Annotated in this window: 17 protein-coding genes and 1 pseudogene; 7 read left to right on the forward strand and 11 right to left on the reverse strand. The window is 73.9% G+C overall.

The features are described from left to right. The first annotated feature begins 592 nt into the window (after positions 1–592). Positions 593–1,597 carry a tryptophan--tRNA ligase gene (gene trpS / locus ACGF5U_RS29895; protein ID WP_392717712.1) on the forward strand — a complete coding sequence of 335 codons (1,005 nt, stop codon included), beginning with the start codon at positions 593–595 and terminating at the stop codon, positions 1,595–1,597. 50 nt (positions 1,598–1,647) lie between these two features. On the opposite strand, the gene proC is transcribed toward trpS, so the two are convergent. The 5 genes from proC to ACGF5U_RS29920 all read right to left on the reverse strand — a co-directional run bounded on the left by proC (position 1,648) and on the right by ACGF5U_RS29920 (position 5,366). Next, positions 1,648–2,457 carry a pyrroline-5-carboxylate reductase gene (gene proC / locus ACGF5U_RS29900; RefSeq protein WP_392717714.1) on the reverse strand — a complete coding sequence of 270 codons (810 nt, stop codon included), beginning with the start codon at positions 2,455–2,457 and terminating at the stop codon, positions 1,648–1,650. 136 nt (positions 2,458–2,593) lie between these two features. After that, on the reverse strand, positions 2,594–3,331 hold the full coding sequence (locus tag ACGF5U_RS29905) for an ABC transporter permease (RefSeq protein ID WP_392717717.1): 738 nt from the start codon (positions 3,329–3,331) through the stop codon (positions 2,594–2,596). Further along, the gene (locus tag ACGF5U_RS29910) at positions 3,328–4,188 is read right to left on the reverse strand and encodes an ABC transporter ATP-binding protein (protein WP_392717719.1); all 861 of its coding nucleotides are present in this window, start codon (positions 4,186–4,188) and stop codon (positions 3,328–3,330) included. The genes ACGF5U_RS29905 and ACGF5U_RS29910 overlap by 4 nt, the downstream gene beginning before the upstream one ends. A gap of 271 nt (positions 4,189–4,459) precedes the next feature. Beyond that, positions 4,460–4,912, reverse strand: a complete 453-nt coding sequence (locus ACGF5U_RS29915) for a hypothetical protein (RefSeq protein ID WP_392717911.1) — start codon at positions 4,910–4,912, stop codon at positions 4,460–4,462. A 148-nt stretch (positions 4,913–5,060) separates the two neighbouring features. Then, on the reverse strand, positions 5,061–5,366 hold the full coding sequence (locus tag ACGF5U_RS29920) for a peptidase (protein ID WP_392717721.1): 306 nt from the start codon (positions 5,364–5,366) through the stop codon (positions 5,061–5,063). A 158-nt stretch (positions 5,367–5,524) separates the two neighbouring features. Here ACGF5U_RS29920 and ACGF5U_RS29925 point away from each other — a divergent pair, with 158 nt between their 5' ends. Next, positions 5,525–7,834: a PQQ-binding-like beta-propeller repeat protein gene (locus tag ACGF5U_RS29925; RefSeq protein ID WP_392717723.1), complete on the forward strand. Its 2,310-nt coding sequence runs from the start codon at positions 5,525–5,527 to the stop codon at positions 7,832–7,834. A 553-nt stretch (positions 7,835–8,387) separates the two neighbouring features. Here the strand turns inward: ACGF5U_RS29925 and ilvD are convergent. The 4 genes from ilvD to ACGF5U_RS29945 all read right to left on the reverse strand — a co-directional run bounded on the left by ilvD (position 8,388) and on the right by ACGF5U_RS29945 (position 12,748). Beyond that, complete coding sequence (ilvD, locus tag ACGF5U_RS29930; RefSeq protein ID WP_392717725.1) at positions 8,388–10,238, reverse strand: dihydroxy-acid dehydratase; 1,851 nt, start codon at positions 10,236–10,238, stop codon at positions 8,388–8,390. 118 nt (positions 10,239–10,356) lie between these two features. Further along, a complete protein-coding gene (locus tag ACGF5U_RS29935) occupies positions 10,357–10,965 on the reverse strand; it encodes a TetR family transcriptional regulator (RefSeq protein ID WP_392717727.1) in 609 nt (202 codons plus the stop codon). Beyond that, positions 10,962–11,768, reverse strand: a complete 807-nt coding sequence (locus ACGF5U_RS29940) for a sugar phosphate isomerase/epimerase family protein (RefSeq protein WP_392717913.1) — start codon at positions 11,766–11,768, stop codon at positions 10,962–10,964. Before ACGF5U_RS29940 ends, ACGF5U_RS29935 begins: the two co-directional genes overlap by 4 nt. Before the next feature lie 47 nt (positions 11,769–11,815). After that, a complete protein-coding gene (locus ACGF5U_RS29945) occupies positions 11,816–12,748 on the reverse strand; it encodes a Ppx/GppA family phosphatase (RefSeq protein WP_392717729.1) in 933 nt (310 codons plus the stop codon). 38 nt (positions 12,749–12,786) lie between these two features. Here ACGF5U_RS29945 and ACGF5U_RS29950 point away from each other — a divergent pair, with 38 nt between their 5' ends. Continuing rightward, complete coding sequence (locus tag ACGF5U_RS29950; RefSeq protein WP_392717732.1) at positions 12,787–13,713, forward strand: hypothetical protein; 927 nt, start codon at positions 12,787–12,789, stop codon at positions 13,711–13,713. A 575-nt stretch (positions 13,714–14,288) separates the two neighbouring features. Here the strand turns inward: ACGF5U_RS29950 and ACGF5U_RS29955 are convergent. Beyond that, a complete protein-coding gene (locus ACGF5U_RS29955; protein ID WP_392717734.1) occupies positions 14,289–16,031 on the reverse strand; it encodes a hypothetical protein in 1,743 nt (580 codons plus the stop codon). A gap of 188 nt (positions 16,032–16,219) precedes the next feature. Here ACGF5U_RS29955 and radA point away from each other — a divergent pair, with 188 nt between their 5' ends. Further along, positions 16,220–17,647, forward strand: coding sequence for a DNA repair protein RadA (radA, locus tag ACGF5U_RS29960; protein ID WP_392717736.1), 1,428 nt, complete (start codon positions 16,220–16,222; stop codon positions 17,645–17,647). 207 nt (positions 17,648–17,854) lie between these two features. After that, the gene (gene disA, locus ACGF5U_RS29965; protein WP_392717738.1) at positions 17,855–18,979 is read left to right on the forward strand and encodes a DNA integrity scanning diadenylate cyclase DisA; all 1,125 of its coding nucleotides are present in this window, start codon (positions 17,855–17,857) and stop codon (positions 18,977–18,979) included. A gap of 12 nt (positions 18,980–18,991) precedes the next feature. On the opposite strand, the gene ACGF5U_RS29970 is transcribed toward disA, so the two are convergent. Next, positions 18,992–19,807 carry a hypothetical protein gene (locus tag ACGF5U_RS29970; protein ID WP_392717740.1) on the reverse strand — a complete coding sequence of 272 codons (816 nt, stop codon included), beginning with the start codon at positions 19,805–19,807 and terminating at the stop codon, positions 18,992–18,994. Positions 19,808–20,073: 266 nt separating this feature from the next. Here ACGF5U_RS29970 and ACGF5U_RS29975 point away from each other — a divergent pair. Both ACGF5U_RS29975 and ACGF5U_RS29980 read left to right on the forward strand, forming a co-directional pair. Further along, positions 20,074–20,685, forward strand: a pseudogene (locus tag ACGF5U_RS29975) (phosphatase PAP2 family protein); the annotation flags it as partial. Positions 20,686–20,898: 213 nt separating this feature from the next. Beyond that, positions 20,899–21,822 carry an A/G-specific adenine glycosylase gene (locus ACGF5U_RS29980; RefSeq protein ID WP_392717742.1) on the forward strand — a complete coding sequence of 308 codons (924 nt, stop codon included), beginning with the start codon at positions 20,899–20,901 and terminating at the stop codon, positions 21,820–21,822. The last annotated feature ends 155 nt before the right edge of the window (positions 21,823–21,977 follow it).

A 21,977-nucleotide genomic window follows, 5' to 3' on the forward strand; every position in this document is an offset into this window, starting at 1 on the left:
TTTCGTGTTTCCAGCTTAGCAGATCCGTTTTCCGTTTCCGCCACCCGCTGGAGCGGGCTGCCGGGCTGTTCTTCGCTTTCGCGTTTCCCTTTCCGACGGTTCCGACTCTATCAGATCCTTTCGGGCCTGATTCCCAGTCAGCGGGGGGTGTCTTTCCGGCTGTTGGGCCGTTCCGACGAGGTGAGACTTTAGCGAATCCGGGGCGCCGACGCTAATCGGGCTGCGTTCTCTCGAACGCCGATTCTTCATTTCGCAAAAGCGCACGGAAAGCGGGGCGACGCTGTGTCGCTCGCTGGAAGTGGTTCTTGCGGAATGGCTGTCCGGGGACCGACCGGGGTCGGCGCTCACGTCGGACAACTCGGAGCACACTACGGATGCGGGAAACCCGTGTCAACTTGAGGCCCCTCCCGTACCCTGGGGGCATGACAGCGCGTACGTGCTTCCTTCAGTGGTGGGCCGCCTGACCGGCGGCCGAGCTGACACGTACGCATCCAACGGCCGCCGCCTCGGCGGCCGTTCGTGTTTCTCCCTCCTCCGGGGGCCGGCCGCTGATCGCGGCGGCTTCGACCAGGTGAGAGTGAGGGAGACAGCGGTGACGCGGATCTTCAGCGGGGTCAAGCCGACCGGGCATCTGACGTTGGGCAACTACCTCGGGGCCGTACGGCGGTGGGTCGAGGTCGATCAGCACCGGGCGGAAGCGCTCTTCAGCATCGTGGATCTCCACGCGCTGACCGTGGAGCACGATCCGGCGCGGGTACTGCGGCTGAGCCGTCAGGCGGCGACGGTGCTGCTGGCGGCGGGGCTGGAGCCGGAGCGGTGCACCGTCTTCGTACAGAGCCATGTGGACGAGCACGCCCGGCTCTCGTATCTGCTGGAGTGCACGGCCGCGGACGGGGAGATGCGACGCATGATCCAGTACAAGGAGAAGGCGGCGCGGGAACGGGCCAGGGGCGGCAGCGTACGGCTGTCGCTGCTGACGTACCCCGTACTGATGGCGGCGGACATCCTCGCGTACGAGACGGACGAGGTGCCGGTCGGCGACGACCAGGCGCAGCATGTGGAGCTGACGCGGGACCTGGCGGTGCGGTTCAACCAGCGGTATGGGCACACGTTCACCGTGCCCAAGACGACGCACCCGCCGGTGGCGGCGCGGGTCATGGATCTCCAGGAGCCCCGCTCGAAGATGGGCAAGTCGCATGAGAACGGGGCCGGCATCGTCTATCTGCTCGACGAGCCCGACGCGGTACGGCGGAAGGTGATGCGGGCCGTCACCGACAGCGGCCGGGATGTCGTGTACGACCGGGACCAGCGGCCGGGGCTCGCGAATCTGCTGGAGGTGCTGGCGGCCTGCCGGGGCGGTGCGTGCGATCCGGAGGTGCTCGCCGGGGAGTACACCTCGTACGGGGCGCTGAAGCGTGATGTCGCCGATGCCGTGGTGGAGCTGCTGCGGCCGCTGCGGAAGCGGCACGCGGAGCTCGTGGCGGATCCCTCGTACGTGGAGGGGGTGCTGCGGGACGGGGCGGCGCGTGCGCGGGCGATGGCGCGGCCGGTGGTGGACCGCGCCTATCGGGCCGTCGGCCTGATGCCGGCCGTCTGACGGAAGGCCGCGCTGTCGTCGCGCGGAACGGCTGACCCGCGGCCGGCGGCTCAGCCGTTGCCGGAGGCGAGTTCGCGGCTGCGGTCGCGGGCCGCTTCCAGCGCGGCGATCAGCGCGGCGCGGACGCCGTGGTTCTCCAGCTCGCGGATGGCACTGATGGTGGTGCCGGCCGGGGAGGTCACGGCCTCACGCAGCTTGACGGGGTGCTCGCCGCTGTCGCGGAGCATGACGGCGGCGCCGATGGCTGCCTGGACGATGAGGTCGTGTGCCTGGGCGCGGGGCAGACCGAGGAGGATTCCGGCGTCGGTCATCGCCTCGACCAGGTAGTAGAAGTACGCCGGGCCCGAGCCGGACAGGGCGGTCGCGGCGTCCTGCTGCGATTCGGGGACGCGGAGGGTCTTGCCCACGCCGCCGAAGATCTCCTCGGTGTGGGCGAGGTGGTCGGCGGTGGCGTGGCTGCCGCCCGAGAGGACCGACATGCCCTCGTCCACGAGGACGGGCGTGTTCGGCATGACCCGGACGACCGGGGTGTCGGGGGCGAGGCGCTCCTCGATGAACGCGGTGGTGATGCCGGCCGCCGCGCTGATGACGAGGTGGTCGCGGGTGACATGGTGGGCGAGTTCGTCGAGGAGCTTGCCCATGTCCTGCGGCTTGACGGCCAGGATGAGGGTGTCGGCGCGCTTGGCGGCCTCGTCGTTGGTGACGGACTCGACGCCGTAGCGGGCGTGGAGTTCCTCGGCGCGTTCGGTGCGGCGGGCGGTGACGAGGAGGTGGGCGGTGGGCCAGCCGGCCCGGATCATGCCGCTGAGCAGGGCCTCGCCGATCTTTCCGGTGCCGAGGACTGCGACTGTCTGGGTCATTGCTCTGTTCACCTCGCCGTGGGGTACGTGCCTGTCGCCATCCTTTCACCGGGGTGGGGGGTGGTGTGGGTGGTGTCCGATGGGCGGTACGGGTACGGGTGGTACGGGTGCGGCTGGGCGGTGCGGTGCGGTGCGGTCAGACGGTGCGGCGGCGGAGCGTGGCCGCGCCCAGGACGAGGACCAGGACGGCGCACCCGGCCACGACGAGGACGTCGCGGACGAAGTCGCCGGTGATGGCGGTGTACCGGAGGACCTGGTTCATGCCGTCGACGGCGTACGACATGGGCAGCGCGTTCGACAGCGCTTCGAGTGCCGGCTGCATCCGGTCCCTCGGCGTGAACAGCCCGCAGAGCAGCAGCTGGGGGAAGATCACGGCCGGCATGAACTGGACGGCCTGGAACTCGGAGGCGGCGAACGCCGAGACGAAGAGGCCGAGGGCGGTGCCGAGGAGCGCGTCGAGCAGGGCGACCAGGAGCAGCAGCCAGGGCGATCCGGTGACGTCGAGACCGAGGATCCAGATGGCGACGCCGGTGGCGAGGGCGGACTGGACGACGGCGAGCAGACCGAAGGCGAGCGCGTAGCCGGCGATGAGGTCGGCCTTGCCGAGCGGCATGGCGAGCAGCCGCTCCAGGGTGCCGGATGTGCGTTCGCGCAGGGTGGCGATCGAGGTCACGAGGAACATCGTGATCAGCGGGAAGATGCCGAGCAGTGAGGCGCCGATGTTGTCGAAGACCTCGGGGCTGCCGTCGAAGACGTACCGGAGCAGGGTGATCATCAGGACCGGTACGAGCAGCATCAGGGCGATCGTGCGCGGGTCGTGGCGCAGCTGGCGCAGGACTCGGGCCGCGGTGGCGAGGGTGCGGGGGCCGTTCATCGCGCGTCCTTGGTGGTCGGGTTCGCGGGCGTGCTCGGGGGTGTGGGGGTGCTCGGGGGTGCGGGCGCGGTGCCGGGGGCGGCCGCGGTCGCCTTCGCCGTCGCGGCCATGGCGTCGGCCGTGTCGACCAGGTGGAGGAATGCCTCCTCGACGGTGGCGGTGCCGTTGCGGCGGCGCAGCGCCTCGGGCGTGTCGTCGGCGAGGATCTCGCCCTCGCGCATGAGCAGGAGGCGGTGGCAGCGCTCGGCCTCGTCCATGACGTGCGACGAGATGAGCAGCGTGGCCCCCCGGTCGGCGGCGATGCGGTGGAACAGGTCCCACAGGTCGCGGCGCAGGGCCGGGTCGAGGCCGACCGTCGGCTCGTCCAGGACGAGCAGTTCCGGTGTGCCGAGCAGGGCCACCGCGAGCGAGGCCCGGCTGCGCTGTCCGCCGGAGAGGTTTCCGGCGAGGGCGTCGGCGTGGGAGGTGAGGTCCACGTCGGTGATGGCCCGGGTGACCGCTTCGGCGCGGGCGTCGTGGTGGCGGCGACCGGGGCGGAGCACGGACGCGAAGTACTCCAGGTTCTGGCGGACCGTCAGGTCGTCGTAGACGGAGGGAGCCTGGGTGACGTATCCGACGCGTGAGCGGAGGGAGGCGTCTCCTGCGGGGCGGCCGAGGACGTCGAGGGTGCCGGTGACCTTGGCCTGGGTGCCGACGACGGCCCGCATCAGGGTCGACTTGCCGCAGCCTGACGGGCCGAGGAGGCCGGTGATCTGCCCGGGTGGTACGGCGAAGTCGAGGTCGCGCAGGACGGTGCGCGTTCCTCGTACGACGGTGAGGCCACGGGCTACGATGGCGACACCAGGGGAATTCATCATGTGATGAATAATGTGCGCGGGGCGAGAGGGGAGTCAAGGGGACACGCACCCTCCGGGCCCGGGCATGACGAAGCCCCCGACGGCCGTGTGAGCGACGCCTGTCGGGGGCGGTGTTCCCGGACCCCTGGTGGGAGGGCTGCTGTGGGGGCTTCTCCAAGGGCTTCCCCTTGCGGGGTTTCGGTGGGCTCGGTGGGGTTTCCCGGTGGGCCTGACCCGTGGAGGGGGTTGTCTCGTGGCGGGTTCCGCGTGGGGGCGGCTTCCCGTGAAGGCGCTAGCGGTTCTTGGGCTTCTTCCTGCGGGCCGCCGGGTTGCCCGCGCGGGTGGAGCGGCGCTTCTCGAATCGCGCGCGGGCCGTCTCGTACTCGCCGCGGAGCAGCTTCTCGCCCGGCGCCTCGTACAGGGAGCGCAGGAAGTACGCGAGGAGCGAGCCGATGAAGCCGATCGCCTTCAGGCCGCGCAGCGCGTCCTCACGGGACGGCTCGGCGGGGCGACGCGTGAAGCCCTCCCACGTCTTGCGGAACGCGATGGCCGTGCACACCGCGAACATCACGACGACCAGGGCGTTGACGAACCCGCCGACCTGCGCCACGGCGAGGCCCTGGTAGCCGAACCGGAGCACGAAGGCCCCGGCGACTGCCGCGGCGAGCGAGCCGGCCGCGACACCGGCGCGCCGCAGCGCGTAGCCGCCGTCGTGGTCGACCCAGGTCGTACCGAAGAAACGGATGGGCTCGGGCTGCGGCCCTGCGGGAGTACGCCCGGCGCCGCCCTGCTCGCCCTGCTCATCGTGCTCGTGCTGGTCGTGTTGTTCGCTCACGGGGTCGATTATCCCCGGGCGACGAACACCGCCCCGCCCGGCGCGTGGCCGGAAGGCGTCAGGCGCAGCGGATGGTGACGTAGCCGTCGCGGCCGGTGTTGACGTACGCGTCGGAGACGTACTCGCCGTTGGCGATGTTGTCCCAGATGTTGGACGTCCCGTACGGGCCGGTGACCCACTGGCCGGGGGTCTGGCAGTTGATCGGGACGCTGACGCCCTCGGGCAGGGTCCTGATCAGCCGGTACTGGGTGCCGGGACCGCTGCGGACGTTCAGGCGGTAGCCCGGGGCGACCGGGTAGCGCTTCACGGACAGCGTCTCGACGCCCGCGAGTTCCGCGTTCTGTGTGGTTTCCTCGGTGGCCATGCGGCCCTCCCCCCATGAGGCGCCCGCCGGGTGCGGATGCGCCGCGCGCAGGCTAACAAGCCGTGGCCGGTTCGTACGCATCATCGACTAGGCTCCGTGCGTCGCGCGTGCGTCGGGCGTACGCGGCGCTTGCGGACGATCACACACGGGGGTGGACGATGCCGCCGACGCGCAAGTCCTGGCAGTCCGGACGGTTCCCGGAAGCGGAACAGCCGCAATATGCCGGAAGGTACCGGCTGGAGTCCTGCCTGGGCGCGGGCGGCATGGGTGTCGTCCACCTGGCCACCTCGGACTCGGGACTGCGCCTGGCGGTGAAGGTCGTCCACGCCGAGCACGCCGAAGACCCCGAGTTCAGGGCACGTTTCCGCCAGGAGGTCAGTGCCGCGCGGCGGGTCAGCGGCGCCTTCACCGCCCCCGTCGTCGACGCCGACCCCGAGGCGGGCCGGCCCTGGATGGCCACCCTGTTCATCGACGGCCCCACCCTGTCGGAACGGGTCAAGCGGAACGGGCCGCTGGACGCCGCCGAGCTGCGCCGGCTGGGCGCGGGCCTCGCCGAGGCGCTGCGCGACATCCACCGGGCGGGCGTGGTGCACCGCGATCTGAAGCCGAGCAACGTGCTGCTCGCGGCCGACGGGCCGAAGGTCATCGACTTCGGGATCTCGCGTCCGTCGGACAGCGATCTGCGGACGGAGACGGGCAAGTTGATCGGGACGCCGCCGTTCATGGCGCCCGAGCAGTTCCAGCGGCCGCGTGACGTCGGCCCGGCGGCCGATGTGTTCGCGATGGGCGCGGTGCTGGTGCACGCGGCGACCGGCCGGGGGCCGTTCGACTCGGACAGCCCGTACATCGTGGCGTACCAGGTCGTGCACAACGAGCCGGACCTCGCTGGCGTGCCGGAGGACCTCGCGCCGCTGCTGCTGCGGTGTCTGGCCAAGGAGCCGGAGGCCCGGCCCACACCCGACGAGCTGATGAGCGCGCTGCGACGCGACGAGGGGTACGACGCGGAGTACGTCGTGCCGGCGCAGCGGCGGGCGCCGGGCGTCCGGGAAGCGGGTGGACGAGAGCCGGGCGTACGGGAGTCGGCTGTACGGGAGCCGGGCGTACGGGCGCCGGGGCCCGAGCCGTCGCGTGCCTCCGCCGCCGGGCGGCGTGCCGGGGAACGGCGGCCTCGGCGGCGGCTCCTGTGGGTGGCCGCCTGCACCGCGCTGGCCGCCGCCGCGGCGGGCGCGGTGGTCGCCGTCCAGGGCGTCGCGGGCGACCGGGAGCCGGGGCGGGACACGGGCCCGGCGGGCGCCGTTGCCGACGCGTTCCGGCCGTGGGCGACCACCCTCGACGGTGGCGCCGGGGAGGCTACCGGCCCGGGTGCCGGGGCCGGGGCCGCCGCCACCCGGCCGCCGCTGTGCACCGCCGGCGGGGCGGGGCTCTACTGCGCCGCACCCGGCATCAAGGCGGCCGGGCTCCGCGCCGACGACGGTACGGGCATCTGGTCCGTGGCCTGGCCGAAGAGCGCGGGCACCCGGTCCGGGACCACGGCCGGGACCACGGCCGGGGCGGCCGGCGCCGGGGACGACCAGGGCGCCGCGCCCGTGCTGTCCGGCGGGCTCCTCCACGTGGTCGCCCCGGACGGCTCGCGCCTGGAGGCGCTGGATCCCGGCTCCGGCGAGACCCGCTGGGGCGTGGCCATCCCCGCCTACGCGCAGGTCCTGTACGGCGACCACACGGTCCTGCTCGTCCTCGCCGACGGGCGGGTGCGTGCCCTGGACGGGCGCACCGGCCATGAACGCTGGACGAAGCGGCCCGTGCCGCCCGGCGCCCAGTGGGTGGCGGCCCCGGGCGGCGCCGAGGTGTTCGCCGTGTCCGTCGCGGGCGACGGGCGGTCCACGCGGGTCGCCTCGGTCGACCCGCGCGACGGCGCCGTCCGGTGGACGAGGCGGCTGACCGGCTCGCTGACGCCCGTACCGCCCGTACGGGCCGACGACCGCGCGCTGGTGCTGCTGTCCGCCGACCGGGAGCTGTACACGGACGCGGTCGTCCGGCTGGACCTCGCCGACCGGACCGCTCGCCGCATCCCGCTCACGGCGCCCGCCGACCAGGCGCAGGCGGCCGTGGACGGCGACACCGTGTACGTGGTCGGGTCGGGCGGGTCGCTCGTGGCCGTCGACACCGGCCGGGAGCGGGCGGACGCCGAGGCGGCGCAGCGCTGGCGGCTGGAGACGGCCGTGTCGCGGGTCTCGCGCCCGGTCGTCGCGGACGGGCGGGTGTACCTGATGGCCGCCGACGGGCGGCTGCTCGCCGTGGACGCCGGGCGGGGCGTCGTGGTGGGGCAGACCGAGGCCCGTATGGCGGGCGGGCGCTACACGTTCGCGCCGCTGCTGCCGGAGCCGGTCGTCGCGGACGGCAAGGTGTTCGGGGCGGCGCCCGACGGCACGGTCTTCGCCGTGGAGGCGGCCGACCCGGCGGACTGGTGAGGCCCGCCGGTCGCCGCGCGCGCTGTGCCGGCCGGCACACCTGCCCGCCGACCGGCCGCCTGCCCGGTGACGGGCTGCCTGCCGGGCTGGGCTGCCGTGGCTGCTCGGGTGGCGGGGGCTACTGGTAATGCTCCGGCCGCCGGTGCCAGCTCGGGCCGCCGGTGCTGCTTGGACTGCCGGTCCTGCCCGGACCGCCGGTGCTGCTCGGGCCGCCGTGCCCGCTGGGGCCACCGTGCCTGCTGGGGACGCCGGTGCAGCTGGGGCCGCCGTGCCTGCCCGGACCGCCGGTGCAGCTCAGGCCGCCGTGCCCGCTGGGGCCGCCGTGCCTGCCCGGACCGCCGGTGCAGCTCAGGCCGCCGTGCCCGCCCGGACCGCCGGTGCAGCTCAGGCCGCCGTGCCCGCCCGGACCGCCGGTGCAGCTCAGGCCGCCGTGCCTGCCCGGACCGCCGGTGCAGCTCAGGCCGCCGTGCCCGCTGGGGCCACCGGTTCCCGCTCGGGCTGCCGGGGCCGCCAGAGCGGCCTTCCGCTGCCGGGCGAGCCCGGTGACGTGCTGTCAGCCCAGCTTGGTGACGTCCCGGACGGCGCCCTTGTCGGCGCTCGTCGCCATCGCCGCGTACGCGCGCAGCGCCGCCGACACCTTGCGGTCGCGGTTCTTCGGCGCGTACACGCCGTTCAGGGCCTCGGCGCGGGCCGCGAGCGTGGCCTCGTCCACGAGCAGCTCGATCGAGCGGTTCGGGATGTCGATCCTGATCCGGTCGCCGTCCTCGACCAGGGCGATCGTGCCGCCCGACGCCGCCTCGGGTGAGGCGTGGCCGATGGACAGGCCGGACGTGCCGCCGGAGAACCGGCCGTCGGTGATGAGCGCGCAGGTCTTGCCCAGGCCCCGGCCCTTGAGGAAGGACGTCGGGTAGAGCATCTCCTGCATACCGGGGCCGCCCTTGGGGCCCTCGTAGCGGATGACGACCACGTCGCCGTGCGTGATCTCCTTGCGGAGGATCTTGTCGACGGCCTCGTCCTGCGACTCGCAGACGACCGCGGGGCCCTCGAACGTCCAGATCGACTCGTCCACACCGGCCGTCTTCACCACACAGCCGTCGACGGCCAGATTGCCCTTGAGGACCGCGAGGCCGCCGTCCTGGGAGTAGGCGTGCTCGGCGGAGCGGATGCAGCCGCCCTCGGCGTCCACGTCCAGCGTGTCCCACCGCTCGGACTGCGAGAACGCCTCGGCGGAGCGGACACAGCCGGGTGCCGCGTGCCACAGCTCGACGGCCTCGGGCGACGGGGAGCCACCGCGCACGTCCCAGGTCTTGAGCCAGTCCGCGAGGGACGGGCTGTGCACGGAGTGGACGTCCTCGTTGAGCAGCCCGGCCCGGTGCAGTTCGCCGAGGAGGGCCGGGATGCCGCCCGCGCGGTGCACGTCCTCCATGTAGTACGTGCGGTCCTTCGCCACGTTCGGCGCGACCTTGGCCAGGCAGGGGACGCGGCGCGAGACGGCGTCGATCTCGGCCAGGCCGAACGGGACGCCGGCCTCCTGGGCGGCGGCCAGCAGGTGCAGGATCGTGTTGGTGGAGCCGCCCATGGCGATGTCCAGGGCCATGGCGTTCTCGAAGGCCGCGAACGTCGCGATGTTGCGCGGCAGGACCGACTCGTCGCCCTGGGCGTAGTACCGGTCGGTCAGCTCCACGACGGTGCGGGCGGCGTTCTCGTACAGCGCCCTGCGCGCCGTGTGCGTGGCGAGGACCGAGCCGTTGCCCGGCAGGGACAGGCCGATCGCCTCGGTCAGGCAGTTCATCGAGTTGGCGGTGAACATGCCGGAACAGGAGCCGCAGGTCGGGCAGGCGTTCTCCTCGATACGGAGGATGTCCGCGTCGGAGATCTTGTCGTTGACGGCGTCGGAGATCGCGTCGACCAGGTCGAGCGTACGGACCGTGCCGTCGACCAGCGTGGCCTTGCCGGCCTCCATCGGGCCGCCGGAGACGAAGACCGTCGGGATGTCGAGGCGCAGGGCGGCCATCAGCATGCCGGGAGTGATCTTGTCGCAGTTGGAGATGCAGATCAGCGCGTCGGCGCAGTGCGCCTCGACCATGTACTCGACGGAGTCGGCGATCAGGTCGCGGGAGGGCAGCGAGTACAGCATGCCGCCGTGGCCCATGGCGATGCCGTCGTCCACGGCGATCGTGTTGAACTCGCGCGGAACCGCGCCCGCCGCCTTGACGGCCTCGCTGACGATCCGGCCGACCGGCGCCAGGTGGGTGTGGCCGGGGACGAACTCGGTGAAGGAGTTGGCGACCGCGATGATCGGCTTGCCGATGTCCTCGCTCGCTACACCGGAGGCACGCATAAGGGCGCGGGCGCCCGCCATGTTGCGGCCGTGGGTGACAGTGCGGGACCTCAGCTCGGGCATCGCCGCTCGCTCCTCATCAGAGTTAGGTCAGACGGTCGTCATCGGAGGTGTGACTGCTTCGAGCGTACGCCGCGACTCCAAGATCTGGACAGCTTGTCCGGATGTCGGGACGGCGGGGTCACTCTTCGGTCAGGTACCGCTGCAGCGTCGGGGCGACCATCGCCACGATGTCGTCCGGGTCCGCCGAGGCCAGCGGCTCCACCTGGACGACGTACCGCAGGATCGCGATCCCGATCATGTGGGACGCCGCCAGCTCCGCGCGGAACGTCGGGTCCGGTACGGCGAGGTCCTTGGCCACCCGCTCCAGGAGCCGCCGCAGCACGAAACCGCGCAGCACCTTCGCCGCCGCCTCGTGGGTGAGCGCGGAGCGGATCACCGCCAGCAGCGGGGCGCGGGTCGCCGGGTTCTCCCACACGTCGATGAAATAGCGGGCCAGCCGCTCGCCGACCCCCTCGGGGCCTGGCCCCAGCACGGCCGGGATGATCAGCGCGGGCTCGAACGAGACCTCGACCGCCGCCGCGAACACCTCGTCCTTCGTACCGAAATAATGGTGGACCAGCGCCGCGTCGACACCCGCCGCCTTGGCGATGCCCCGCACGGACGTCTTGTCGTAGCCGCGCTCGGCGAACTCGGCGCGGGCCGCCTCCAGGATGCGGTCACGTGCGCCGGGACCCTCGTCGGCGGCGGACCTGCGCGGGCGGCCCCGGCCGCGTCGCGGCTCCGTCATGAGACGCGGGCCGCCGACGCCAGGTGCAGCCGGGTGAAGGCGAGCGCCTCCGCCAGATCGGCCTCCCGTTCGGCGGCGGACATCGCGCGCCGGGTGTTGACCTCGATGACCACATGACCGTCGAACCCGGTCCTCGCCAGGTGCTCCAGCAGCTCGGCGCACGGCTGCGTACCCCGCCCCGGGACCAGGTGCTCGTCCTTCGCGGAGCCCCGCCCGTCGGCGAGGTGCACATGCCCCAGCCGGTCGCCCATGCGCGACACCATGGCCATCGCGTCGGTACGGGCGGTCGCCGTGTGCGACAGATCGACCGTGAAGTGGCGGTAGTCGTCCTTGGTGACGTCCCACTCGGGCGCGTACGCCAGCATCTCCCGGTCGCGGTAGCGCCACGGGTACATGTTCTCGACGGCGAACCGCACGTCCGTCTCCTGCGCCATCCGCCAGATGCCGGTGACGAAGTCCCGCGCGTACTGGCGCTGCCAGCGGAACGGCGGGTGCACGACGACCGTGGACGCGCCGAGCTTCTCGGCGGCGGCCTGCGCGCGCTGCAGCTTCACCCACGGATCGGTCGACCAGACCCGCTGCGTGATCAGCAGACACGGTGCGTGAACGGCCAGGACCGGCACCTGGTGGTAGTCGGACAGGCGCCGCAGCGCCTCCAGGTCCTGGCTGACCGGATCCGTCCACACCATGACCTCGACACCGTCGTAGCCCAGACGCGCGGCCACCTCGAACGCCGTCGCCGTCGACTCCGGGTAGACCGAGGCCGTCGACAGGGCGACCTTCGCATCCGGGATGCGCACCACTGACTCCGCCGCTGGTTCTGCCACGAGGGACAGCGTAAAGGCAGCCGCTACGACTCGGGGAGGTGGTCGAGCCGCCGCAGGATGACCCCTTCGCGCAGCGCCCAGGGGCAGATCTCCAGCTCGTCCACCCCGAACAGGTCCATCGCGCCCTCGGCGACCAGCGCCCCGGCCAGCAGCTGCGCCGCCCTGCCCTGGGACACGCCGGGCAGCGTGCAACGCTGCTCCGATGTCATCGCGGCGAGCTTCGGCACCCAGCCCTCGAGTGACGTACGACTCAGCTCCCGCTGGACGTAGAGGCCCTCGCCGGAGCCGGGCGCGCCGGCGATCCTGGCGAGCTGCTTGAACGTCTTGGACGTGGCGACGACATGATCCGGTCTGCCGAACCGGGCGAACTCGCCGACCGTCCGCGCTATCTCCGCCCGTACGTGCCGGCGCAGCGCCTTCACGTCCGCCGGGTCGGGCGGGTCCCCGGGCAGCCAGCCGGCGGTCAGCCGCCCGGCGCCCAGCGGCAGCGAGACGGCCGCGTCGGGCTCCTCGTCGATGCCGTACGCGATCTCCAGGGAGCCGCCGCCGATGTCGAGGAGCAGCAGCTTGCCCGCCGACCAGCCGAACCAGCGGCGCGCGGCGAGGAAGGTGAGGCGGGCCTCCTCCTCGCCGGAGAGAACCTGGAGGTCGACGCCCGTCTCGTCCCTCACCCGGCGGAGGACCGCGTCCGCGTTGGCGGCGTCGCGGATCGCGGACGTCGCGAACGGCAGGACGTCCTCGCAGCCCTTCTCCTCGGCGGTGTGCAGGGCGTCACGGGTGATCGTGACGAGCCGGTCGACGCCCTCGGGGCCGATGGCACCGGACGGGTCGAGCAGTTCGGCGAGGCGCAGCTCGGTCTTGTGCGAGTGGGCGGGCAGCGGGCGTGCGCCCGGGTGCGCGTCCATGACCAGCAGGTGCACCGTGTTCGAACCGACGTCGAGGACTCCGAGTCTCATGCCTGAACGCTACTGCCCCCGACGCATACGCTTGGTGCGTGCCGAAGACGAAGAAGGCGAAGAAGACCAAGGGCGACGCCGCCGACAAGACGGGTGTTCCCGGCGCATCCGCCACGGCTGCGGATACCGCGGGGCGTGCCGGGGCGGAGGTCGTGGGGCGGGCCGGAGCGGGAGCCGGTGCCGGAGCGGGAGCCGGTGCCGACGCGGACGCGGACGCGGACGAGAAGGGTCTCGACTTCCCGCGCGCGTGGGTGGAGTTCCCCGACCCGGCCGACGAGGACCAGGTCTTCCGCTGCGACCTGACGTGGCTGACGTCACGCTGGACGTGCGTCTTCGGCAGCGGCTGCCAGGGCATCCAGGCGGGCCGCGCCGACGACGGCTGCTGCACGCTGGGCGCCCACTTCTCCGACGAGGACGACGAGAAGCGGGTCGCCGCGCACGTGGACCGGCTGTCGCCGGAGCTGTGGCAGTTCCACGACGTGGGTACGGAGACGGGCTGGGTGCAGCTCGACGAGGACGGCGACCGCCAGACCCGGCGCTGGAAGGGGTCGTGCATCTTCCAGAACCGGCCCGGGTTCGCCGGCGGCGCGGGGTGCGCGCTGCACATCCTGGCCCTGCGGGAGGGCAAGGAACCGCTGGAGACCAAGCCGGACGTCTGCTGGCAGCTCCCGGTACGGCGTACGTACGACTGGATCGAGCGCCCGGACGACACGAAGGTGCTCCAGGTGTCGATCGGCGAGTACGACCGCAGGGGCTGGGGCCCCGGCGGCCATGACCTCCACTGGTGGTGCACGTCGGCCACGTCGGCGCACGGCGCGGGCGAGCCGGTCTACGTGACGTACCGGCCGGAGCTGACGGAGCTGATGGGCAAGGCCGCGTACGACGTGCTGGTGGGCCTGTGCGAGGCCCGCCTCGCCTCGCAGCTGCCCCTGGTGGCCCCCCACCCGGCGGACCCGCCCCGGTAGAGCGGGCACATCCCGGGTTCGACCGCCTGGGCACGCGGTCGCTCCGGGCCGTGGGTTCGGGCCGTGGGTTCGGGCCGTGGGTCGGTCCGGCTCCGGGGCGGGTTCCTCCCATGGGTTCCGGCCGTGGGTCGGTCCGGCTCCGAGGTGGGTTCCTCCCATGGGTTCCGGCGGTGGGTCGGTCCCGCTGTGGGGTGGGTTCCTCCCGTGGGTTCGGTCCCGCTGTGGGGTGGGTTCGGGTCGTGGGTTCCGTCCCGCTTTGGGGTGGGGTCGGGGGTGCTCCGGGCTCACCTCCTCGGGGTCGGCGGCCTTGGCTTTACGGTGTCGGGCGCCGCCCTGTTGCCGCCGACCCCTGCGGGGGCGACCCTCCGCGCCCCCTCCCGCGCGTGGTCGGTCAGCGGGGGCACGCGGCCGGGGGGAGGTCGCCCCGTTGCCGCCGACCCCTGCGGGGGCGACCCTCCGCGCCCCCTCCCGCGCGTGGTCGGTCAGCGGGGGGACGCGGCCGGGGGCTGAGGTCGCCCTGTTGCCGCCGGCCCCTGCGGGGGCGACCCTCCGCGCCCCCTCCCGCGCGTGGCGGGTCAGCGGGGGGACGCGGCCGGGGTGCTGGGGTCCTCGGTGGGCGCGGGGGTGTCCTGGGGCGGCGGGTCGGACGACGGGGGCGGGGTCGTCGGCGGCTGCGACGGATCGGGGGCGGGGGATGACGGTGGGGGCGTCGTGCCGTTGCCCGGCGACGGGCTGGTGCCGGGACCCGGGTCGCTGGGACGGGGCGTGGTCGGTTTCGGGCTCGTCGGCTTGGGTTTCTGCGTCGACGGGCGTTTCGGGCCGTGGCCGTCGATCTCCACGACCGCGCCCGCGGGGTTGACGCCGACGCGGGCGCTCCACGGGCCCTGCGGTTCCCTGGCGCGGTCGACGGAGACGTACACCGCCAGTGACTCGCCCGGGTGCAGGGTGCCCGAGGAGCGGCTCGCGTACAGCCAGGGCGCGTCGCTCCACAGGGACCAGGCCACCGGGGAGCCGCCGGACGCGGTGAGGGTGAGGAGCGTCGTGTCGCCGTACGGCTGGGCGGCGACGGTGATCCGGCCGGGTCCCGGCTGCCCGGGGCGGGCGGGCGTGCCGGCGCTGATGACCTCGACGGACACGTCGGGGGCGGGGGCCGTGTCCCGGAGGCGGGGGCCGCCGATCCGGGCGTTGCCCGTGTTCTCGTAGCGGCGGCCCGACCGGTCGCCGGCGGCGGTCTCGTCGCCGGTGTCGGCGGCGCTGACCGCCGGGCCCTCGCGGTCGGTGCGGGGGGAGCTGTCGCCCCGGTACGCCGCCCACAGGGCCAGCACCGGCGCCGCTACCACGGTCGCCACGACGGTCGTCGTCACCGCCCGCGCGCGCAGCCGGTCGCGGCGCGCCGCGTGGTCCTTCGGGTCCAGGGGGAAGCCGTCGCGGCCGAACCGGGGCCCGCCCGCCCGGGGCCGCGACACGTGCGGCATCAGCACGCACGCCGCGGTCCTGGGGGCCTCGACGAGCGGCAGGTTCTCGGGCGTCACGGAGGAGCCGGGCCACGGCCCGCCCGCCCCGGCGCGCTCGGCGGCGCGGCGGCAGCGCGGGCAGTCGTCCACGTGCCGGACCAGTTCGCGGCGCAGCGCCGCCGACAGCAGCACCTGGTGGTTGCCGGTGAGCCGCGCGACCGCCGGGCAGACACCGGTCTCCACGACGGCGAGGGCCGCCCGGGTGCGCTCCACCTCGCAGGCCGCCGCCGACAGCAGTTCGCGCGCGGCCAGCGGGGTCATGCCGAGCACCGCCGCCACGCCGGGCGCGCCGAGCTGGTGGCGTACGGCGAGTTCCAGCGCCTCGCGCTGCTCCGGCGTGGTCCCGGCGGCCTCGGGCCAGGCGAGCAGGGAGAGCTCCCGGCGCCGCCGCTGGGCGACCTCGTCGGGGACCCGGGGGGCGTCGTCGGCGTCGGCGGTACGGGCCGCGTGGGCGCCCTGCCGCTTGCGCCGCTGCTCGGCGAGCTCGCGCAGACAGGCCCAGCGGGCGAGCGCGTACAGCCACGCCCGCCGCTCGGTCTCCCCGTCGGGACAGCGCCCCGACTGCCGTTCGGCGACGGCGAGGACGTCGCCGAGCACGGCGGTGGCCGCGTCGTGGTCGCACAGGACGGACAGGCAGTACGTGAACAGGCCGTCGAGATACGGCTCGTAGCGCGCGGGCGGCCGCCGCGTCACGGTCCGCTGCGCGCCGCCGGCATCGGTGCGGGGGTCGCTCTGGGATGTCCGTCGCTGCGCCCGGTGTGCGCCGGTGGTCTGCGTGGGGGGCTCCAGCCTGCTGCTCGTCATCCGGCGAAGGTAGGCAGGAGGAGGCACACTCTTCGCACCCCTTCGGCACTTTTAAGCCTTACGGGTGAACGTATCCCTCAAAAGGGGACAGCAACCTTTGCCTTCAGGTGGGTGCGGACGCTATAGGGCGAGACCTGGTTCCCGGCGCGTGGGCGGCGGTGTCAGTGGGGGCGGCTACGGTGTGGCGCATGGCTGCCCGTACGAAATCCGGCAAGGAACGGCCGTCCTACCGCTGCACCGAGTGCGGGTGGACGACCGCGAAGTGGCTCGGCCGCTGCCCCGAGTGCCAGGCGTGGGGGACGGTGGAGGAGTACGGCGGGGCGCCGGCGGCCCGTACCACCGCCGCCGGGCGGGTCGCCACGGCCGCGCTGCCGATCGGGCAGGTCGACGGGCGGCAGGCCGCGGCCCGTTCGACCGGGGTCGACGAGCTGGACCGGGTGCTGGGGGGCGGGCTCGTGCCGGGGGCCGTCGTGCTGCTCGCGGGCGAGCCGGGCGTCGGCAAGTCGACGCTGCTGCTGGACGTGGCCGCGAAGGCGGCCAGCGAGGAGCACCGGACCCTCTACGTGACGGGTGAGGAGTCCGCGAGCCAGGTCCGGCTGCGCGCCGACCGGATCGGCGCCGTCCACGACCATCTGTACCTGGCCGCCGAGACCGACCTGTCGGTGGTCCTGGGGCACCTGGACGAGGTGAAGCCGTCGCTGCTGGTCCTGGACTCCGTCCAGACCGTCGCGTCGCCGGAGATCGACGGCGCGCCCGGCGGGATGGCGCAGGTCAGGGAAGTGGCCGGGGCGCTGATCCGCGCGTCCAAGGAGCGCGGCATGGCCACGCTGCTCGTGGGACACGTGACCAAGGACGGCGCGATCGCCGGCCCTCGCCTGCTGGAGCACCTGGTCGACGTCGTCCTGCACTTCGAGGGCGACCGGCACGCGCGGCTGCGCCTCGTGCGCGGCGTGAAGAACCGGTACGGGGCCACGGACGAGGTCGGCTGCTTCGAACTGCACGACGAGGGCATCACAGGCCTCGCCGACCCCAGCGGCCTGTTCCTGACCCGGCGCGACGAGCCGGTGCCGGGTACCTGCCTGACCGTCACCCTGGAGGGGCGGCGGCCGCTGGTCGCCGAGGTCCAGGCGCTGACGGTCGACTCGCAGATCCCCTCGCCCCGCCGGACCACGTCCGGTCTGGAGACGTCCCGGGTGTCGATGATGCTGGCCGTGCTGGAGCAGCGGGGGAAGATCAGCGCCCTGGGCAAGCGGGACATCTACAGCGCGACCGTGGGCGGCGTGAAGCTGACCGAGCCCGCCGCGGACCTGGCCGTGGTGCTGGCGCTGGCCTCGGCCGCCGGGGACATCCCGCTCCCCAAGAACCTGGTCGCGATCGGCGAGGTCGGCCTCGCGGGCGAGGTGCGCCGGGTCACCGGTGTCCAGCGGCGGCTGGCCGAGGCGCACCGGCTCGGCTTCACCCACGCCCTCGTCCCGACCGACCCGGGCAGGGTCCCGGCCGGCATGCGGGTCACGGAGGTCGCCAATGTCGGGGACGCTCTGCGGGTGCTGCCCCGCGCCCGCAGGGCTCCCGCCCCGAAGGGCAGACCCTCCGTGGAGGCGGCGGACCGAGGCTGACGGGCGGCGGCGACGCGACGGGCCGGGCGTCCGGAGGGGGCGTGGGGCGGGGTCTCCGCCGGGGCGGGCGGCCCCTCTGTGGGCGGTCGCGGGACGGGGCGGGGGCGTCGCCGAGGGGGGTCGTCGTCGCGGGCGAGCCCCCGTCCGGGTGGGGGGTCGCTAGACTTTGCCCTGGTCTCGCCCATCCGTACGAGCCGGAGGAGTGCAGTGGCAGCCAAGGACGGGGCAGCAGCTCCCGGAAAGTCCGGCGCGGGCTCCGGCAACGAGGCGCTCATGCGCGCCTCGCTCAGCGCCGTCGCCCCGGGTACGGCCCTGCGCGACGGCTTGGAGCGCATCCTCCGCGGCAACACCGGTGGTCTGATCGTCCTCGGCATGGACAAGACCGTCGAGTCGATGTGCACGGGCGGCTTCGTGCTGGACGTGGAGTTCACCGCGACGCGGCTGCGCGAGCTGTGCAAGCTCGACGGCGCGCTCATCCTCGACAAGGACATCACCAAGATCCTCCGGGCCGGGGTCCAGCTGGTGCCCGACGCGTCGATCCCGACCGAGGAGACCGGCACCCGGCACCGCACCGCCGACCGCGTCTCCAAGCAGTGCGGTTTCCCCGTGGTGTCCGTGTCGCAGTCGATGCGGCTGATCGCGCTGTACGTGGACGGTGAGCGCCGTGTCCTGGAGGAGTCGGCCGCGATCCTGTCCCGCGCCAACCAGGCCCTCGCCACCCTGGAGCGGTACAAGCTCCGCCTGGACGAGGTGGCCGGCACGCTCTCCGCGCTGGAGATCGAGGACCTGGTGACCGTCCGGGACGTCACGGCGGTCGCGCAGCGGCTGGAGATGGTCCGCCGGATCGCCACCGAGATCGCCGAGTACGTGGTGGAGCTCGGCACCGACGGCCGGCTGCTCGCCCTCCAGCTGGACGAGCTGATCGCGGGTGTCGAGCCGGAGCGCGAGCTGGTGGTCCGGGACTACGTGCCGGAGCCGACCGCGAAGCGGTCCCGTACGGTCGCCGAGGCGCTGACCGAGCTGGACGCGCTCAGCCACGCGGAGCTCCTGGAGCTGCCGATCGTCGCACGCGCCCTCGGCTACAGCGGCTCGCCCGAGACCCTGGACTCGGCTGTCTCACCGCGCGGCTACCGGCTGCTGGCCAAGGTCCCGCGGCTGCCCGGCGCGATCATCGAGCGGCTCGTGGAGCACTTCGGCGGCCTGCAGAAGCTGCTCGCGGCGAGCGTGGACGACCTCCAGACCGTCGACGGTGTCGGCGAGGCGCGGGCCCGCAGTGTCCGCGAGGGCCTGTCACGGCTCGCCGAGTCCTCGATCCTGGAGCGGTACGTCTGACGCGGGCGGCCTTCAGTCCTTCGCCAGCGTGAACGACGCGGGCAGCACCTTCACGCCCGGCACCGTCGCCTCCACCAGGTACGTACCGGGCCCGGCGGCGCCCGGGGCGGGGGTCGCGCACCGCGGCTCGCTCGGGCGGCGGTCCCACTCGTGCGTGTACGTGGCGGTGCCGCCCGCCGGGACGCGCACCAGCACGCTGCCGGAACCGCTCGGGCAGTCCTTCGACGACCAGACCCGCTCCGCCTGGTCGTCCTTGATGGTCAGCACGGCCGTCGCGGGGCCCAGGTCGGTCTTGCAGGTGGTGCCCGACGTGTTCTTCGCGACCAGCTCCAGGCGGGGCTTCTCGCCCGGCGCGTAATCGACCTTGGCGCTGCGCAGTGTCAACCGCACGGCGCCCGGCGCGCAGTCGGGCAGCGGGGAGCCGGCGGGCACCTGCTGGCCCGCCGCGGCACCCGTACCGCCGCCGTTCCCGTTCCCGGTGCCGCCGCCGCCCGTACCGCCGGCCGACGTCGAGTCGCCGTTCTTGCCGCCGTCGCCGCCCGCGTCGGTACCCTCGCCGCCGTCGCTCGCGCCGGAGTCGCCCGGCTCGTCACGGCCGCCCGGCTGGGTGCTGATCGCGGGTCCCGACCCGGAGGGTCCGGGGGTGATGGAGGGTGCGGGGGACGTCCCGCCCGCGCCGGCCTTGCCGTCGTCCGGGCCGTCGCCACCGGAGGTGACGAGCCAGACGATCAGCACCGCGAGCAGCGCGGCCAGGCTCGCCGCGACCGCCCTCCGACGCCAGTAGATGGAGGAGGGAAGCGGCCCGACCGGATTGCGCAGAGATCCCACGGCAGAAACTGTACGACTGATCTCCGACAACTCCCGCCCCACCCGCCGCTCATGCGCCAAGTTTTGCCGATGATCACATCTGGTGGCCCCTCAAGAACCGCTGCTCAGGCCGGACTTTCGGGAGCGGCGCCGACGCCGGCCCAACGGTCCGGGGCGTCGTCCGGGACGTCGGTCCGGCGCCGGTCCGGTGTCGGCGGGGCGTCCGCTCCGGTCCCGGCGGACGGCGGCGCGCGGCCGGCCGCCGGAGCCAGGTACCGTCCGTAACCATGAGTCAGGACCTCTATCGCGACATCACCGACTTCGCCCACGGCACTCCCGGCTGGGTACAACTCATCGCCGAACTCTGGACGGAGGCCGGACTGCTGCTCTTCGGCGTGCTGTTCCTCGTCGCCTGGTGGCGGGCCCGGCCGGCGGACTCCCGGGCGGTGGCGCTCGCCGTCCTGGCGCCGGTCGCCACCGCGTTCGGCTATGTCGTGAGCGAGTCGCTGAAGTCGGTGGTGGACGAGGAGCGTCCGTGCCGGGCGGTCGCCGGTGCCGCCGCGTCGCTGGTGGAGTGCCCGCCCTACGGGGACTGGTCGTTCCCGAGCAATCACGCGGCGATCGCGGGCGCCGCGGCGGTCGCGCTCGCCATGGCCTGGCGCCGGATCGGCTGGCTGACCGTGCCGATGGCCCTGCTGATGGCGTTCTCGCGGGTCTTCGTGGGCGTCCACTATCCGCATGACGTGGCGGCGGGCCTGGTGCTGGGCGCGCTGGCCGTGGTCCTCTTCACCCTGCTGCTGACCCGGCCCACGCGGACGCTGGTGGAGACGATGCGTACGAGCCGCTCGGGCATCGCGACCTGGCTGGCCGGGCCCGGTCCCACCGCCGGCGCGGCCTCCTCCGGGCCGGGCGCCCCGGCGCCGCACGGCCGGGTGTCCTCCGAGTCCCCCGTACCGCCCGTACCTCCCACGTCCCCCGCGTTCCCCGCGTCCTCGTACGAGGGGAACGGGGACGGCGTACCGCCGCAGGGCGGCCCCCGGCCGACGCACCGGCGCGTCTCCTGAACCCGCTCGCCCCCTGAACGCGCCGGGGCATGCCAGGATCGGGATGCCATGACTGCGACCGACACCACCCCCACGCCGCCCGGCCCCCTGGCGCCCGCCCCCGGCCGGCTGCACACACCCGTACTCGCCTGGTTCGAGCAGCACGCCCGCGACCTGCCCTGGCGCCGCCCCGACGCGGGCGCGTGGGGCGTGATGGTCAGCGAGTTCATGCTGCAGCAGACACCGGTGGCCCGCGTGCTGCCGGTGTACGAGCAGTGGCTCGCCCGCTGGCCCCGCCCGGCCGCCCTCGCGGCCGAGGCGCCGGGCGAGGCGGTCCGCGCCTGGGGCAGGCTCGGCTACCCGCGTCGCGCGCTGCGGCTGCACGGCGCGGCGGTCGCGATAACGGAACGGCACGGCGGCGACGTACCGCGCGACCACGCGCAGCTGCTGGCCCTGCCGGGCATCGGCGAGTACACGGCCGCCGCGGTGGCGTCCTTCGCGTACGGGCAGCGGCACGCCGTCCTGGACACCAACGTCCGCCGGGTCTTCGCCAGGTCGGTCACGGGCGTCCAGTACCCGCCGAACGCGACCACCGCCGCCGAACGCCGCCTCGCCCGCGCCCTGCTGCCGGACGACGAGCGCACGGCGGCCCGCTGGGCGGCGGCCTCCATGGAGCTGGGGGCGCTGGTGTGCACGGCCAGGAACGAGGAGTGCGGCCGCTGCCCGATCGCCGCGCACTGCGCGTGGCGGCTCGCGGGCAAGCCCGCGCACGAAGGACCCGCACGGCGCGGCCAGACGTACGCGGGGACCGACCGCCAGGTGCGCGGCAAGCTCCTCGCGGTGCTGCGCGAGGCGTCGGCGCCGGTCCCGCAGGCCGCGCTGGACGCGGTGTGGGACGAGCCGGTCCAGCGGGCCCGCGCCCTGGACGGCTTGGTGGCCGACGGCCTGGTGGAGCCCCTGGACGGCGGTTTGTACCGGCTCCCGGCGGGCTGAGCGGAGGGTGCCGGGAGGCCGGCCGTGCGGCTCCCGGCGGGCTGAACGGACGGCTGTCTGGACGCTTCCGGCGGGTTGAACGGACGGCTGTCTGGACGCTTCCGGCGGTCGGACCCTGGGCCCGGCGACGGCCGGGGCCTTCGGGGCGGCCGGGT

The sequence above is a fragment of the Streptomyces sp. NPDC047886 genome (assembly GCF_043204435.1).
Lineage (GTDB): Bacteria > Actinomycetota > Actinomycetes > Streptomycetales > Streptomycetaceae > Streptomyces.

Excerpts from the sequence above, each read along its gene's own strand:
- proC (WP_392717714.1), bottom strand. The coding sequence starts at position 2,457 with ATGACCCAGACAGTCGCAGTCCTCGGCACCGGAAAGATCGGCGAGGCC.
- ACGF5U_RS29905 (WP_392717717.1), bottom strand. The coding sequence starts at position 3,331 with ATGAACGGCCCCCGCACCCTCGCCACCGCGGCCCGAGTCCTGCGCCAG.
- ACGF5U_RS29910 (WP_392717719.1), bottom strand. The coding sequence starts at position 4,188 with ATGATGAATTCCCCTGGTGTCGCCATCGTAGCCCGTGGCCTCACCGTC.
- ACGF5U_RS29920 (WP_392717721.1), bottom strand. The coding sequence starts at position 5,366 with ATGGCCACCGAGGAAACCACACAGAACGCGGAACTCGCGGGCGTCGAG.
- ACGF5U_RS29925 (WP_392717723.1), top strand. The coding sequence starts at position 5,525 with ATGCCGCCGACGCGCAAGTCCTGGCAGTCCGGACGGTTCCCGGAAGCG.
- ilvD (WP_392717725.1), bottom strand. The coding sequence starts at position 10,238 with ATGCCCGAGCTGAGGTCCCGCACTGTCACCCACGGCCGCAACATGGCG.
- ACGF5U_RS29935 (WP_392717727.1), bottom strand. The coding sequence starts at position 10,965 with ATGACGGAGCCGCGACGCGGCCGGGGCCGCCCGCGCAGGTCCGCCGCC.
- ACGF5U_RS29945 (WP_392717729.1), bottom strand. The coding sequence starts at position 12,748 with ATGAGACTCGGAGTCCTCGACGTCGGTTCGAACACGGTGCACCTGCTG.
- ACGF5U_RS29955 (WP_392717734.1), bottom strand. The coding sequence starts at position 16,031 with ATGACGAGCAGCAGGCTGGAGCCCCCCACGCAGACCACCGGCGCACAC.
- radA (WP_392717736.1), top strand. The coding sequence starts at position 16,220 with ATGGCTGCCCGTACGAAATCCGGCAAGGAACGGCCGTCCTACCGCTGC.
- ACGF5U_RS29980 (WP_392717742.1), top strand. The coding sequence starts at position 20,899 with ATGACTGCGACCGACACCACCCCCACGCCGCCCGGCCCCCTGGCGCCC.